This is a genomic window from Pseudarthrobacter sp. H2 (genome assembly GCF_050157045.1).
Lineage (GTDB): Bacteria > Actinomycetota > Actinomycetes > Actinomycetales > Micrococcaceae > Arthrobacter.
Window position 1 is genome coordinate 5,023,486 of the sequence record NZ_CP189594.1, and the last position, 14,686, is coordinate 5,038,171.

A 14,686-nucleotide genomic window follows, 5' to 3' on the forward strand; every position below is an offset into this window, starting at 1 on the left:
GTTTTTTCGGGTGGTCCACGGCGGTCAGGGCTTAGCTGCCCCGGTAGGTCGAGTAGGCGAACGGGCTCAGCAGCAGGGGCACATGGTAGTGCGCCTGCGCCTCGGCTACCCCGAACGTGAGGGTGACCTCGGGGAAGAAGGTCTCCGTGCCGGTCGCGGCGAAGTAGGCACCGGTGTCAAAGCCCAGCCGGTAGGTTCCCGGGGGAAGCCTGTCGGGGCCGAGTTCCTTGATCCGCCCGTCCGCATCGGTGGAACCGGCGGCGATCAGGACCCACCGCCCGCCGTCGAGGGCCTGCAGCGTCACGGCGACGCCGGCCGCAGGCTTGCCCGAGCCGGTATCCAGCACGTGGGTGGTTACGTGGGAGACGCTCACTTGCTCATCAGTCCTTCGAGTCGGAGCACTGCGATCTCGCGCAACTGCTGGCCGATGATGGGTTCTTCCTGCTCGGGCGTGTGGGCCAGCCTGGCGTTGAGGGACGCCAGGATCTCCTCGCGGCTGCGGCCTGCCGCGCGGATCAGGAACACCTGGCCGAACTTCTCTTCGTAGGCGCGGTTGCCGTCCGCCAGGGCTTCGGACACGGCCGCCTCCGGATTGCCGAGTCCGGCCTGTTCCGACTGGGAAAGGCGCGCCTCGGTGCTGGTGCCCGGCGCGCGCTCCCCGATCCGGGGGTGGTGGGCCAAGGCGGCTGCCACCTCCGCCGGGGTGAACGGATCCGCCGCCCGGCGGCCGGCGGCCAGGAGCGGTTCAAGGCCGGAATAGGGCCGCGCGTCGGCGAGTTCATCAAGCCAGCGCTGGATGTCCAGGCAGGGGCGCAGCGATGCGACGGCGTCCGTGCGGTCGGCCGCGTTGAACTGTTCAATGTGCATGGGCCAGGTCCTCATAGGGGTCGATGCTGGCATCCACGGTGCGGGGTTATACGAAACAGTTTATTTCGTATCGTGGAACTGTTATTTCAGCATATGCAAAAGTCAACCCTACGCCGGTGCGGGTGTCAACTCCCCGGGCCTCGGACCGACAGGCAGTTCATAGCTCCGGCATAGCTCGCGTCGCTAGCTTGTAGGCACTATGGAAGAACGAACGCAGCAGCCAAGTCACGGGTCCGACAGGGACAGGCGCCACCGCCGGGCGCCGGGCCGGTTGCGGAGGTTCCGGAGATTCCGCAAATTCCTTCTGGGCGCGGGTGCCGCGGTGCTGGCCGTGGCGTTGGCCGCCACCATCTACACCTCGGGCGAGGCCCGCTCAGCGGCGCCCCGAGCCGCGGCGGCCAGCGCGCCGGCGTCGGACGCGGGACCGGGCCTGAACGCCCAGGCTGCCGGAACCCCCAACGCCGGCCTGGACACGGAAATCAACGCCATCATCGATGCCAACGGCGGGTATCAGATCGGCGTGGCACTCATCGATTTGTCCGACGGCGTGGTCCATGAGTACGGCGTCCGGCAGGCGTTCGTGGCCGCCAGCACCGCCAAGGTCCTGGCCGCCGCAGCCTACTACCACCTCGTCGAAACCGGGGCAGCCTCCCTGGACGAGCCCCTGGGGGACTGGACGGCCGGGTTCCAGCTCAAGGAAATGATCCAGGACAGCGACAACGAGTCCTGGTCCCTCATCATGGACGCGATCGGCCACGACGAACTGAGCGGCTATGCGGCGTCGATCGGGGTGGGCTATGACCCCGAAAGCAACACACTGACCCCGGCGGAAATGGCCAAGGTCCTGGCCGCACTCTACTCCGGGGAGTTGCTTGACGCCGACGACACCGCGCAGCTGCTGTCCTACATGCAGGACACGAACTATGAATCCCTCATTCCCGCCGCCGTCCCCGCCGGCATCACCGTTTTCCACAAGTACGGGCTGCTGGGTGGGGAACTGCACGACGCCGCGGTCCTCGCCAAGGATGGCACGGCCTACGCCTTCGTCATCTACACCAAGGGCGAGGACACCGGCGACATCCCGCAGCGCACCGGGGTCATCCACCGGCTGACGGAGGCGGTGGCCGGGGCCCTGTTCTAGGAGCGTGCCGTCAGCGCGCGTCCCGCCGACGGTCCGGGGCTACTTTGGGGCGGCCGGCGTCGAAACGGACGACGCCGGCCCGGCGTTTCGTGTCAAAGTGCCCCCGGGCGGCGCCGGGCGAGACCGAAAAGCAGCCCTTACCTCGCGAGGAACCGCAGCAGGACCTCGTTGACCTCGGCGGCGTGGGTCCACAGCAGGCCGTGCGGGGCGCCGTCGATCTCCACGTATTCGGCGCCGGGCAGGGCCTTGGCGAACCTCCGGCCGGTGGCGTCGATCGGCAGGATGTTGTCCGCCGTCCCGTGGACGATCAGCGCCGGTACATCGATCTTCGGGATGTCGGCCCGGAAATCCGTCAGCCACGTCGGCTGCGCGGCGGCCGAGGCGGTGGCGCCGCCCCGGGTGGCGAGGTTCCAGCCCGCCTGCATGACTTCCTGGCTGAGGCGGGGGGTGCCGAGGAAGGTGCCACTGTTGTAGAAATTCCGGAAGAACTCGGTGAAAAAGGCGTACCGGTCCGCGGTCACTGCCTCCATGAGCCCGTCGAAGACAGCCTGCGGGACGCCCTCGGGGTTGTCGTCGGCCTGCAGGAGGTAGGGCTCCAGCGACCCGATGAACACGGCCTTCGCCACCCGGGCCGAGCCGTAAGTGGCCAGGAAGCGGCCCACTTCGCCGGTTCCCATCGAGAAGCCGACCAGAACCGTCTGGTTCAGGCCCAGCGTGGTGAGGATGGTGTCGAGGTCTGCGGCGAAGGTGTCGTAGTCGTAGCCGTCGGTGGGCTTGCTGGACTGGCCGAAGCCGCGGCGGTCATAGGTGATGACGCGGTAGCCGGCGGCGAGCAACGCCGTGGTCTGCTTCTCCCAGGACGAGCCGTCCAGCGGGTAACCATGGATCAGGACCACCGGCTGGCCGGACCCGTGGTCCTCGTAGTAGAGCTCGATATCGGTGCTGTTCTTGGTTCCAACCTTGATGTAAGCCATGCCGGCAGTCCTCTCGGTACAGGGGTGACGTCCGTACGGTGCAGGAGCGTCCCCAATCGTGGGTACCACTGTAGGGAACCAACGCCGCCGGGCAACAGGGTGTCCGTGAAGGGATTCCCGCCCTCCCCGGCTGCGGTGCCGGAGGAGAGCGGGAATCAACGAGATGCCTTGATGGTCCTCGGGCTACTTAAGCGCTGCGCAGACGTCCACCTTCGTGCCGGACGTGCTCTTCAGAGTGAAGACGCCCGCCGCGTCGACGGTGTAGACGATTCGGCCCGTGTACACCGTCGTCGTGGGCCCGGCGGGTATGTCAGTCGGGAACAGGACGAGGCCGTTGTGGCCGGTGGCGGTGACCGTCGAGATTCCAGTGGCATTGTCAATTGTCGTGTGGGTGACGCTCCCATTCCCTTTGAAGGTTATGGACTTGCCGTTCTCGGCATTGGTGAAGGTGAGGGTGAATCCCTTGCCCGCGTCGATGGTGCGAACGATTTTGCCGTTTGCGTCCAGGAAATTCTTGGTGTGGCGATTGGAATCGACGCCCCTCACGCTCAGCGCGAAGGAGCAGCCCGTTCCGGCCTCCAGATCGACAACGAGAGGATCCGGTGGTCCGCTCGGGGCCGCGTTCGCGGCGGGGGCGGAGCAGAAAGCTGCTGCGAGTATTGCTGCTGCCGATAGGCGGGCCGTTGTGGACTGTTTCATGGGGTACCTCCGATGCCGAGGAAGCGAGGCTTCCTAGGTGCGTGGGTCAGTAGTGAGGGTGCCGGTTTTTAAAACGCCGGCAGATTAACCGGGGCCGGTTGGGGGTGGCTGGGAGAATCGGGGTATGGATACCGGTTCTTCCGCGCAGGATGGTTTGTTCGACGAGTCGCTCGTGGAGCGGGTCGGGCAGCCCACCGATGTGCCGATGGATGCCAACGGCGGGGTCAACAAACGCTTCAAGGCCTTCGAGCCCGATGCGGTGATGCTGGTCCCGCCGTCGCTGGATGAATGGTTGCCCCAGGGCCATCTGGCCCGGTTCATCGCCGAACTCGTCGACGGGGAACTGGACCTGACCCGGTTCCACGCCTCCTACGCCAAGGCCAAGGGCCAGCCGCCGTATGATCCGCGGCTGATGCTGCGGATCCTGCTCTACGGGTACTGCGTCGGGGTAAGGTCCTCGCGGGAACTGGAAAAATCCTGCACGGACGTGGTCGCGTTCCGCTGGCTGGCCGCCCAGCAGGCCCCGGATTTCCGGTCCATCGCCCGGTTCCGCGAACGCCACCTCGCGGCGCTGGCCAACGTGTTCCTCCAGGCCCTGGAGCTCTGCCGGGCCGCGGGCATGGTCTCGTTGGGCCATGTCGCACTGGACGGGACGAAGGTGCGTGCCAACGCCTCCCGGCACAAGGCCATGAGCTATGCCCGGCTGACGGAGAAACAGAAGGTCCTGGCCGATGAGATCAGCGACCTGATGGCGGAGGCCAAGACCGTGGACGCGGCCGAGGACGCCCGCTTCGGGCCGGGCAAACGCGGGGATGAACTCCCGGCCGAACTGGCCAACCGGGCCCGGCGCGCCGAGGCGATGAAGACCGCCCGGGCATCCATCGAGGCCGAGGCCGCGGACAGGGCCCGCCGTGAGGCCCAGGAGAAGGCCCGGTCCCGCGGGGACGATGACGACGATGTCTCGGGCAAGGGCGATGCCGCCGCTGCCGCGGCGGTGCCCAAGCCCACCGCCCAGCGCAACTTCACCGACCCCGACGCGAGGATCATGAAGACCGCGGACGGTTCCTACCACTACTGCTACAACGCCCAGGGCGTCGTTGATAAAGATCACCAGGTCATCGTTGCCACCGAACTGACCAACACCGCGGTGGACGTCCAGCAACTGGTCCCGATGGTCAAGAACGCGCAGGACACCCTGGAAGCCATGCCCGGGAAGTGGAGCGCCGACGCCGGGTACTGCTCGGCAGCGAACCTGGAACACGTCAAAGACCTCGAAGCCGGTGGCGGCACCGAGTTCTTCATCTCCACCCGGCGGATGAAACACGGACGCCCGGTCCCGGACTCGCCCAGGGGCAGGATCCCGGCGGACGCGACCCTGGCCGAGCGGATGGCCCGGAAACTGAAAACGAAGAAGGGCAAAGCGGTCTATGCCCGGCGCAAAGCCATCGTCGAACCGGTCTTCGGACAGATCAACACCCGCCAGGGCAAGCATGTCCTGTTGCGCGGGCTGGAGAAGGCATCCGGGGAATGGAAGCTGATGGCCGGCTGCCACAACCTGCTCAAACTCTTCACCTACCGCACCGCCACGGCCTGAACACGGCCGGGACGATGCCCCGGGATCAAACCTGCAGCACCGGACCGCGCCCCGCGGGAGCCTCCCAGGCTTCCTTCCGCGAAAACGCCCGGAGACCGGCCCCCTTCCACGAAAAGGCGGCCGGCCTCTGGACCATCACGACTCAAACCAGCGGAACCGTCAAACCACTACCGACCCACGCACCTAGTGGTGGCACACCGTCAACTCTGGACGGTGGAGACCGTTTGCCGCGGACCCTCAACGCAGGACCATCGTGAGTGCCATGTCAATGGATATGCCGCTGCCGCTGCCGCGCAAACGAGCATGCGGCGGCGGTGAACGCTCAACCTAGACCTTGGGCGTTGATGTGCTGGCGGCGGACAGCGGTTCTGCTCGCTGGTTGAGGAATTCCCCGGCCAGGGCGGCCCACCGGGGCCGGAAGGAATACAGGCAGCCCAGCCGCAGGCGGGTCGCATTCGCGTAGGCATCGAAGCGCGTCGGTGTGACCCGTAGTTCCTCGGCAGCGGCGATGACCTCGCGGTGGGCGGTCCGGTACCGCCCGGCCGTCAGGCGCCCCTGACGCAGGCGCAGCGCAAGGTGCACGGCAAGGTTTGCCAGGTCGGCTGCAGCTTCGGCCCGGCCGGCCTCGTCGAAATCCAGCAGCCCCAGGGGGGCGCCGGGATCCTGGGCGAATATCTGCTTGTCGTGGAGGTCACCGTGGGACCAGACCAGGGGATCGGGTTCGGCCCGGAGCAACTGGTGGGCGATCTGCACCGTGGCGGCACGTACGGCGTTGCGCTGGGCCTGCGCCGCCGGAATGTCCTGGGCATGCAACAGCCACAAGTCCACCAGGCGCTGCAGGTTCTCCAGTTCGACGGCGGCCGTGCGCGGTGCGAGCGCCTCGAGGGCCGGACGGTACGCGGGCGCCCTGGCCAGGGATTGTTGCCGGACCCAGCCCTGGGACCACTTTTGCCAGGCTCTTTCGAACACCACGTCGCTGGCCGCGAGATCCTGCCCCAGTTCAAACAGCGATGTGCCGGGGAGGCTGGCGAGGATGAGGCAGCCCGGGCTGAAGGAAACCACCTCAGGGGTCAGGAAGTCCTCGGCGCCCAGGAGCGCGTTCATCCGGGTGTGCCGGGCCGCGGCTTCGGCGGACTGCCTGGGCCGGAAGATCTTCAGATAGCGGTCGCCGGCCTTGACCACCGCACGCATGTGGGCCCGGTGCACCACCACCTCGCCCAGCGGTGCCGCCTGCGCCAGGGCGGGCAGGAACCGGTCGCCGCCGTCCGGTAGCAGCTCCAACGCTCCGTCCCGCAGATGGCCTGCCCGGACGCCGGGCGGGTCCGGAGCCAGAACCTCCAGGGTGTAGTCGCCGGCGGTTGTTTCGGGCCAGGCCCGGATGACCTGCCAGTCCGTTCCTTCCGTGTCCGGGACCACGGGCGGGACGGGCGGGTGCCAGCTCATGCCATCAATTCCCGGGCCCGGCGGACGGGCGGATGCGCGGCGCGTTCGTCGAGAATGGCGAGGGCCTGGGACGAGCGTCCGGGGAGCGGGGAACATGCCAGACGCAGCCAGGCGCCATCGGAATAGGCCCGGAAACGCTCCGGGGTGACCTGCAGTTTGTCAGCGGCGGCCAGTACCTGGGTGTGGGCCGTGAGGTAGCGTGCCGGCGTCATGCGGTTTTGGCGTACGTGAAGCTCCAGGTGGACATCCAGATTGGCCAGATCGAGGGCGGCTTCGGCCTGGGCGGTGTCGTCGAAGTCCAGCAGCCCGAGCGGGGACGTGCCGTCGGCGGCGAGGATTTGTTTGTCGTGGAGGTCGCCGTGGGCCCATACCAGCGGATCCGGTGCCGTCCGGAGCAGGTTCTGCGTCACCTCTTCTGCCCTGGCACACAAAGCATCGCGGTGCGGCGACGCATCCGGGACGTTTTCATAGTGACGCAGCCAACGGTTTACCCACCGCTGCAAATCCGCTGCTTCCACCTCCGGCGAATGCACGGGCAGGGTCGCCAGCGCGCTGCTCCTGGCGGTGTCGTAGCGGCCACCCACCTGGGCGGTCCAGGCGTGCGACCATTCTTCCCACATCCTGGCGAACGATTCATCGCTGACCGTCGTGTGGTCCTGGCCGAGCTCGCCGAGGGTCCGCCCGGGGAGGGAACTGAAGACGATGACGTCCGCGGAGCCCCGAAGGACCGTGGGAGACGAAAAATTCCCGGCGTCCAGTAGGAGCCCTACCTGTGTGCACCGTTCGGCGGGGACGAGCGCCTCACCCGGCCGGAAGACTTTGATGTAGCGGCCCGCTGCCCGGATGACGGCGCGTGCGTGGGGCCGGTGGGAAATTATTTCCCCACGACGTGCTTCCGCCCGCAGGGCCGGCAGCCCCGGATCATCCCGGGGCACCAGCTCGAAGTGCCCGGACCGGAGATGGGCTGCCCGGACGCCCGTCCGTCCTGGCGTCAGGACCTCCAGGATGTAGTCTCCGGGAGTTCTATCGGGCCATGCCCGGTGGACCTGCCAGGTTCGGCCGGATTTGTCGACGGCGGCCGGGGGGACCGGCGGGAGCCAGTTCATGGGACCAGTTCCCCGGCCCGGTCGATGTGCCGGCACATGTCGGCGGCCCAATCCGGGGACCTGTTCCTGAATGGATCGACGGCACCGGTGAACAGGCGGAAGGCCATCCAGGCCTCCACGGCAGATTGCCTGATCCCGCCGCCGGCCTCGACATAGCCATCGAGGAGGTGGTCCGTGTGAGAACCGCGCGGCGCGTCCGCGGGTCCCCGCCACCGGCTCATTTCTTCAACGGCCGCGAAAGAACCCAGGTCGGTTTCCGGGGTTCCCAGATGGGAGCGGTCGAAGTCGATCAGGCGGACCTCCGCTCCGCCGACCAGCACTTGGTCTGCGGAGAAGTCGCCGTGGGCCACGACCGTCCCGTGGCCCGCACACCCTTCCAGCCGGCGGTAGATCCGGGCCGCCACGTTTGCGGCAGGGTCCGCGAGGGAAGGCAGCAGGGCCGCGACCATCTCGCGGTTCGCCGCCAGTTGCCGGAGAAGATCCTGCGCGACCACGGAGCGGTCCGGCTGGGCCTCGACCGGGATGCCGTGCAGCTTGGCGAGGGCTTTCCCTGCCCGGCGTGCTCCCTGCGGGTCCTCGCACGCGGACAGATCATGGTCGCCCCACTCCGGGCTGGCGCTGATCCCGTGGCGCGAGCAGTCGGCGTCGCCGAGCCGGGGAAGCACCGGAACCCCGTGCAGCTCCAGCCGCCGCAGGAGCATGCGCTCGTCCTCCGGGACCGGCTGCGCCGCCGTCCTGATCACGATGGAGCCGCCCGGCGTTTTCCGCATAAACACCAGCCGGCACTCGGGTAGATAGCGCAGCACCCGGGCGGTGCTGTCCAGGAGCGGTTGTCCGGGCTGATGTACGGCGCCGAGCTGTTCCAGTCCGCTGTCGCCGAGCCAGCGAAGGTTCTCGCGCAAGGCCCAGTCGTCCGCGATACCACCTACGGCGATGATCGCGTCCGTGTGACGCAGGGCAGGGCGGATCAGCTGCAGGCCGCCGCCGTGTCGCGCCGATTTCTGGGCACGTCCGTACAGCTTCGTATTGCGGGCCGTGGTGAGTGCCCAGCCGTAGTCCTCCTGGCCGTTGCGGCTGCGGCGGAAGGCAACGAGGGCCGATGTGTGTGGTTTGTACCGGACCCGGGTGATGCGGACCGGTTCGCCCAAGACTTCGGAGAGGCGGCCGTCGTCGAGCACTACGGCCAGACACGGAAGGGCATCGTCGCGGCCGGCGAGTGAAACGTCCGCGTCGCGCAACCGAATGGGTATCGCGCTCACGTCGGCACCTCCAGTTCCTGCCCGCCGCGTTCCTGCACAGTCGGTTCCTCCCCGGTGCGAGGGGCGGGTGCCTCTCCCATCCACTTGCTGAATCGGCTGCCGGGGTCCTGCAACAGCTCAGGCGGGCGGCCCTCCTCGATGATGCGGCCGTCCTCGAGCCAGATGATCCGGTCACACAAGCGTGCGGCGAAGGCATCGTGGGTGATCGTGATCGACGTCCGTCCCCGGGTCAGCACCTCCATGGCGTCCAGGATCGATGCTCGCGAAGCCGGGTCCAGTCCTGCGGTCGCCTCGTCCAGGATGACGATCGGTGCCTGCCGGAGGATGGCGCGGGCGATCGCAAGCCGCTGGCGCTGGCCGCCGGAGAGATCCTTGGCGGCTTCCCCCAGGACCGTGTCATAGCCGTTGGGGAGGGCGCGGATGAAGCCGTCGGCCTGTGCCAGCGACGCGGCGTGTTCGATGTCGTCGTCGGAGGCGTCGAGACGGCCGAACCTGAGGTTCTCCCGGACGGTGGTTCCGAAGAGGACGGAGTCCTGCAGCAGGATGGAGACGTGCGAGCGCACCGATGCGATCTGGAGCTCCTTGAGGTCCTCGCCTCCCACCCGGACGGCGCCGGAGGCGGGATCGATCATGCGCAGGACGAGACTCGCCAGGGTCGATTTTCCCGCGCCGGACGGACCGAGGATGGCCAGGTGCTCCCCGGCCGGAATGCGGAGGTTGATCCCGTGCAGCACTGTGGTCCCCTCGCCGTGGCCGGCGAAGACGTTCTCGAACGCGATGTCCGGGTTCCGGCTCAGCAGCGGGCGGGCGTCCGGGGCCTCGGGAAGGTCGGTCTGGGCCTCGAGGAGGTCCGCCACGCGTTCGCCGGAAGCGGTGGCCCGGGCGATCCGGCTGGTCTGTTTGGCCAGGTCCTTCAATGGTTTCAGCCCGGTTTTCAGGTACATCAGGAACACGACGAGGTCCCCTGGCGTGATCGAATGATCCAGCACCCGCCAGCCTCCTCCGGCCAGCACCACCGCGGTGGCGACGCCGATCAGGACGTCGGTGCGCCGCTCCAGGCTGGCGGCCAGCCGCAGCGCGACGACCCCCGTGCCGAGGGCTGCGTTGTTGCTGTTGCGGAAGCTGGAGCTGATGGTGTCCTCGAGTCCGTAGGCCTGCACTTCCCGCATGGCGCCGAGGGTCTGGCCGGCCGTAGTGGCAAGCGCACTTTCGCCCTTGCGGGACTTGCCGGCCGCGGCGGTGATCGGTCCGGAACTCCGGCGGGACAGCAGTGCGAAAATCCCGGTGGCCACGAAGACGACGAGGGCAAGCAGGGGGTCCAGCCAGAGCATGATGATGATCATGGCCACGAGGGTGACCATGTTGCCCAGCATGGGAAGTCCCGCGGTGACGGCGACTTCCTGCAGGCGGGAGACGTCACTTACGAGGCGCTGGACGGTGTCTCCGGAGGAGGCCCGCGTGTGGTGCCGCATGGACAGGCTTTGCACGTGGCGGAAGGTGCGGGCCCGGAGGTCGGCGGCCACCCGGGAGCCGATCAGGGCGAAGGAGATCGCCGACCAGTAGTTGGCGACGGCACGCGCGATGCTGATGACTACGATCGCGCCGCCGCACAGCAGGAGCGTTTCCAGGCTGGCGTCCAAATGGGGTCCGGGTTTGCGCAGTGTTGCACCCAGCGAGCGGGACACCGCATCGATCACCAGCTTCACCGGCCACGGCTCGAGCAGGCGGAGCAGGACGTCCGCTGCGAGTGCCACGAATCCGCCGGCCATCAGGAGCCGGTGCCCGCGAAGGTGCGGCCGCACGCACCGCAGTGTCCGGCGCAGCCCGGACTCCGGCTTGGGGCCGCGGCCCCGGCGCGAGTGCCGCACGGGGAGCCACCGGGGAGGCAGATGCCTGGGCGTGGCGCTCATCGGAGGGCCACCTTCCGTCCGGGCGGCAACGCCGCAATGATCCGGCCGAGGACGCCGTTCCAGCTGAACCGCTCGACGGCGTCGTGGCGGGCCTCTGCCCCGAGCCGTTCCCGCAGCGCGGGATCCCCCGCAAGGCTGGTGAGGGCGGCGGCGAGGGATTCCAGTTCCCCGGGCGGCACCAGGATCCCGGTGCGCCCGTCCTCCACGATGGACGGGATCTGGCCCTCGGCGCTCGCGATGATCGGCATCGCGGCGGCCATGTACTCGTACACCTTCAGCGGGGAAAAGTAGTCGTCCTCGCCATCCGCTTCGGGGGGATAGGGGGCGGCGGCGGCGTCGCACTCCTGCAGGAGGCCCGGTACGGCTGCGGGCGGCACCGCGCCGGCGAAGTCTGTTTCGACGCCAAGCGTCGCGGCGAGGCGTTCGAGGTCGGCCCGGCCGGGCCCGTCGCCGATGATTTTGACGCTCCAGCGCTGATCCTTTTCGGCCGTTTGCGCATTGGCCAGGGCAACTGCGTACAGCAGGGCCGGGACCCCGTGCCAGGGCTTCAGCGTTCCAACGAAGGCCACCGTGAGGTGGTCGGGGTTGCGCCGTCCGGGGCGGCGGGCAGTGATGCGTTCGACGTTGACGCCGTTCGGTGCCAGCACCGTCCTGGCCGTGGGCGCCCGGTCCCGGACCCACCGGACCACCGGCTGCGAGACGCAGGCGACGACGTCGGCCGTCCGGGCGTTGCGCCGCAGGATCGTTTCGGCCTTCTTCACGTCCAGCAGCTGGCGGTACCGCTGTTGTTCCTCGATGAGCGGGGCGTTGACTTCGAGCACCGCCGGGACGTTGAGGATGCTGGCAACCACCGAGAGTGCCGGGCTGAACAGCGAATAGCGTTCGTAGATCAGGCCGCAGCCGTGGCGCAGGACCTCGTCGGCGAGGGCGAGCGCCGCGTCTTCGACCGCCCGCTCACGGTCCGGTCCGGGGGCGCTGTCCGGCCGGATTTCGACGACGTCGAGGCCGGCGAGGTCGGCGGGGCAGTCGGTTCCCCGTCGGGTGCAGTAGACCGTGACGGTGGCGCCGGCTCCCTGCCACGCCCGGACGATTTCTTGGACATGCACCGAGGAACCCTTGGTGCCGAAGACCGGCACCCCGGGGTCGGCGCAGAGGTAGGCCACGCGCATCATGCGGCCTTCCTTTCATCGAGGCACAGGGATCTCAGGGCTTCGGCCTGGCGGCGGACATCGAACTGGTCCTCGATCAGGGCCCGGGCATTCCGGGCCAGCGTCACGCGGTCGGTGCCTGGGGAGCTCATCGCCTGGATGGCCCGGGCCAGAGCGCGGGGATTTCCGGGCCGGGCCAGGAGCCCGGTGGATCCGTTCCGGACCACTTCCGGGATCCCGGTGACCGCGGTGCTGATGCACGGAATACCGGTGGCCATGGCCTCCAGAAGGACGGTGGGCATGCCGTCCGCGTTTCCGTCGGCGCCGATGACACAGGGGGCGACGAAGATGTCGGAGGAACTGAGGAGTTCGTGGACCTGGTCCTGGGTCTGGGGGCCGATCAGCCGGATGTGGTCGCCCAGTCGGAGCCGTTCGATGCTGGACTCGAGCTCCTCGGCCAGCACGCCAGTTCCGGCGATGCGCAAGTCCAGGCTGAAGCCCTGGTCAAGGAGTTCGGCGGCTGCGGGCAGCAGATGCTGGAACCCCTTCTTTTCCACCAGCCGGCCCACGGCGGCGATCCTCACCGTGGTTCCGAGGGGGCGCGGATCGCGGTACGGGAAGCGTCCCAGTTCCAGGCCGTTGCGCACCAGATGGAGCCTGGAAGTGGACGCGGGGAAGCGGCGGCGCAGGTATCGCAGGTTGAAGCGGCTGATCGTCACGGCGTGGTGGGCCTGTTCGAGCTTGAGCCGGAGGTCTTCGCTGCTGACCGACTCATGGAAGATGTCGACGGCGTGGGCCGTGAAGGAATACGGGATGCCCGTGATGGCCGAGGCCAGCCGCGCTACGCTGGTGGCGCCCGACGCGAAGTGGACGTGCATGTGCCGGATATTCCGGTGCTGCAGGGCAACGGCCAGGTTGATGGCCCGGACGGCGTCGTCCGGCGTGGCGGCGGCGAGTTCGGCGAAATTCCGGGCCAGGGCGCCCGTGAGCCCGGCCGCTCCGGCCGCATTGAAGCTTTCCCACAGGTCAACTGTCTTCAGCGGCCGGTCAATGTAGGTCACCGGCGCCTGGACCCGTGCGAGATCGGCGTGGAACCTGGGGTCGTTGGGCGGCAGGAGGGAGAAGATCTCGATCCTGTCTCCCGCTGCTTCCCGGGCCAGGATCTCCGAAACGATGAACGTTTCCGAGAAACGCGGATACATCTTGAGGACGTACGCAGTCCCCGGCTCAGACGGCGACACGGCCGGCACTTTCCTTGGCCTCGGCTGCCGCAGGACTGTGAGCCACATGAACGAGCGGCTGCAGCAGTTCGGCCGCCAGTTGCGGAACGCGGATCAGTCCGTCCAGGACTGCGCGGTGGCGGTCCACCGTGGTGCCGAGCCTCGCGGCCAGCCATCCGGCCAGGAACTCGGGGGTCAGGGTGCCGATGTCATGCTGTTCCAGATACCCGGCATCGGCCAGGGACGTGGCACGGATGCGCTGCTCGGCGCGCGCCTGGGTGCGGGGCACGATCAGCGCAGGGACATTGGTGCTCATGATCTCGCACACCGTGTTGTAGCCGCCCATCGAGACGACGGCGGCCGCGTGCCGGAGGTGGAAGACGACGTCATCGACCGCGGCGACAACCTTGACGGCCGGCCCGGCCTGGCGCCGCAGGTCGTTGAGCTGTTCAAGGGGCATCTGCGGGCCTGCCACGATCAGGTGGCCCAGTCCGGCAGGCACCGGCGCGGCGACGGCCACGCTGGCCAAGGCATGACCGTCCGAACCGCCCCCCACCGTCGTCATGCAGTACGGACCGGGCATGCAGCTCGTCCCGGAAACCGAAGGGCGGCCGGCGGCGAGGTAGCCGGTATAGCGGATCAGCTTCCGCAGGGAGAACGGTATCTCGCCCGCCGCCACGGGGTCGTGGACGGCGGGGTCGCCGTAGACCCAGATCGCGTCAAAGAGAGCCTTCACCAGCTCGGGGCCGCCATAACGGGCCCATTCAGCGAAGGCCGCCTCGGGGGAGTCCAGGACTTCGCGGAGCCCCAGCACCACCCGCACCGGGCCGGCCGTGCGGGCACGCCGCAGGGCCGGTTCCAGTTCGCGGTGCACCCCGGTGGCGTGGCGGTCCACGATCACCAGGTCCGGGCGGAATCCGGCCACGGCCGCCTGAAGCAGCCTGGCCCGCAGGGATACGAGCTCGTGCATGGGCAAGGAGAGGTTCCGGGGCCGGTAGCCTTCGGGGCTTTTCTCCACCCCGGGAAGCAGGACCCAGTCCCAGCCTTCCGGCGCCTGGAACGCGGGCGCCAGGGCCGTGCCGGTGATGAGGATTCCGGTGACCGGCCGGCCGGTGAGTCCCGGTAGTTGATTGTTCAGCGCGTGGGCCAAGGCCAGGTTACGGCGCGCATGCCCCAGACCCACTGAATCATGTGAGTAAAGCACTATTCGCATAGGCTGCACGGCGATCCTCCCAAGCCCACGGTCCGCAGCAGGGATGTTCCTTGCCAGCGGTGGTTGATGTTAGGAACCAGCCTGCAACGCAAGGGTGAGGAGCGGATGAGGG

Annotated in this window: 13 protein-coding genes; 2 read left to right on the forward strand and 11 right to left on the reverse strand. The window is 68.3% G+C overall.

Annotation, left to right across the window (positions count from 1 at the left end; translation table 11 throughout):
* Positions 1 to 31: 31 nt before the first annotated feature.
* Positions 32 to 373, reverse strand: coding sequence for a hydroxyisourate hydrolase (uraH, locus tag ACQCSZ_RS23270; RefSeq protein ID WP_427005947.1), 342 nt, complete (start codon positions 371 to 373; stop codon positions 32 to 34).
* The gene (uraD, locus tag ACQCSZ_RS23275; protein WP_427005948.1) at positions 370 to 867 is read right to left on the reverse strand and encodes a 2-oxo-4-hydroxy-4-carboxy-5-ureidoimidazoline decarboxylase; all 498 of its coding nucleotides are present in this window, start codon (positions 865 to 867) and stop codon (positions 370 to 372) included. Before uraD ends, uraH begins: the two co-directional genes overlap by 4 nt.
* A gap of 331 nt (positions 868 to 1,198) precedes the next feature.
* Between uraD and ACQCSZ_RS23280 the strand changes: the two genes are divergently transcribed.
* Positions 1,199 to 2,008, forward strand: a complete 810-nt coding sequence (locus tag ACQCSZ_RS23280) for a serine hydrolase (protein ID WP_427005949.1) — start codon at positions 1,199 to 1,201, stop codon at positions 2,006 to 2,008.
* A 137-nt stretch (positions 2,009 to 2,145) separates the two neighbouring features.
* Here ACQCSZ_RS23280 and ACQCSZ_RS23285 read toward each other — a convergent pair whose 3' ends face one another.
* Entirely contained in the window at positions 2,146 to 2,982 is an 837-nt protein-coding gene (locus tag ACQCSZ_RS23285) for an alpha/beta fold hydrolase (RefSeq protein ID WP_427005950.1), read from the reverse strand.
* Between the two features lie 183 nt (positions 2,983 to 3,165).
* Positions 3,166 to 3,681: a hypothetical protein gene (locus ACQCSZ_RS23290; RefSeq protein WP_427005951.1), complete on the reverse strand. Its 516-nt coding sequence runs from the start codon at positions 3,679 to 3,681 to the stop codon at positions 3,166 to 3,168.
* 205 nt (positions 3,682 to 3,886) lie between these two features.
* Here ACQCSZ_RS23290 and ACQCSZ_RS23295 point away from each other — a divergent pair, with 205 nt between their 5' ends.
* Positions 3,887 to 5,275, forward strand: coding sequence for an IS1182 family transposase (locus ACQCSZ_RS23295; protein WP_427008435.1), 1,389 nt, complete (start codon positions 3,887 to 3,889; stop codon positions 5,273 to 5,275).
* A gap of 327 nt (positions 5,276 to 5,602) precedes the next feature.
* On the opposite strand, the gene ACQCSZ_RS23300 is transcribed toward ACQCSZ_RS23295, so the two are convergent.
* From ACQCSZ_RS23300 to ACQCSZ_RS23330, 7 genes are read right to left on the reverse strand one after another with little or no spacing between them, the layout of a single operon-like run.
* Positions 5,603 to 6,718, reverse strand: a complete 1,116-nt coding sequence (locus ACQCSZ_RS23300; protein ID WP_427005952.1) for a phosphotransferase — start codon at positions 6,716 to 6,718, stop codon at positions 5,603 to 5,605.
* Positions 6,715 to 7,824, reverse strand: coding sequence for a phosphotransferase (locus ACQCSZ_RS23305; protein WP_427005953.1), 1,110 nt, complete (start codon positions 7,822 to 7,824; stop codon positions 6,715 to 6,717). Before ACQCSZ_RS23305 ends, ACQCSZ_RS23300 begins: the two co-directional genes overlap by 4 nt.
* Complete coding sequence (locus ACQCSZ_RS23310; protein WP_427005954.1) at positions 7,821 to 9,083, reverse strand: phosphotransferase family protein; 1,263 nt, start codon at positions 9,081 to 9,083, stop codon at positions 7,821 to 7,823. The genes ACQCSZ_RS23305 and ACQCSZ_RS23310 overlap by 4 nt, the downstream gene beginning before the upstream one ends.
* On the reverse strand, positions 9,080 to 10,993 hold the full coding sequence (locus tag ACQCSZ_RS23315) for an ABC transporter ATP-binding protein (protein WP_427005955.1): 1,914 nt from the start codon (positions 10,991 to 10,993) through the stop codon (positions 9,080 to 9,082). The genes ACQCSZ_RS23310 and ACQCSZ_RS23315 overlap by 4 nt, the downstream gene beginning before the upstream one ends.
* A complete protein-coding gene (locus tag ACQCSZ_RS23320; protein ID WP_427005956.1) occupies positions 10,990 to 12,165 on the reverse strand; it encodes a glycosyltransferase family 4 protein in 1,176 nt (391 codons plus the stop codon). The genes ACQCSZ_RS23315 and ACQCSZ_RS23320 overlap by 4 nt, the downstream gene beginning before the upstream one ends.
* On the reverse strand, positions 12,162 to 13,382 hold the full coding sequence (locus ACQCSZ_RS23325) for a glycosyltransferase family 4 protein (protein WP_427005957.1): 1,221 nt from the start codon (positions 13,380 to 13,382) through the stop codon (positions 12,162 to 12,164). Before ACQCSZ_RS23325 ends, ACQCSZ_RS23320 begins: the two co-directional genes overlap by 4 nt.
* Positions 13,369 to 14,544: a glycosyltransferase family protein gene (locus ACQCSZ_RS23330; protein WP_427005958.1), complete on the reverse strand. Its 1,176-nt coding sequence runs from the start codon at positions 14,542 to 14,544 to the stop codon at positions 13,369 to 13,371. The genes ACQCSZ_RS23325 and ACQCSZ_RS23330 overlap by 14 nt, the downstream gene beginning before the upstream one ends.
* Between the last annotated feature and the right edge of the window lie 142 nt (positions 14,545 to 14,686).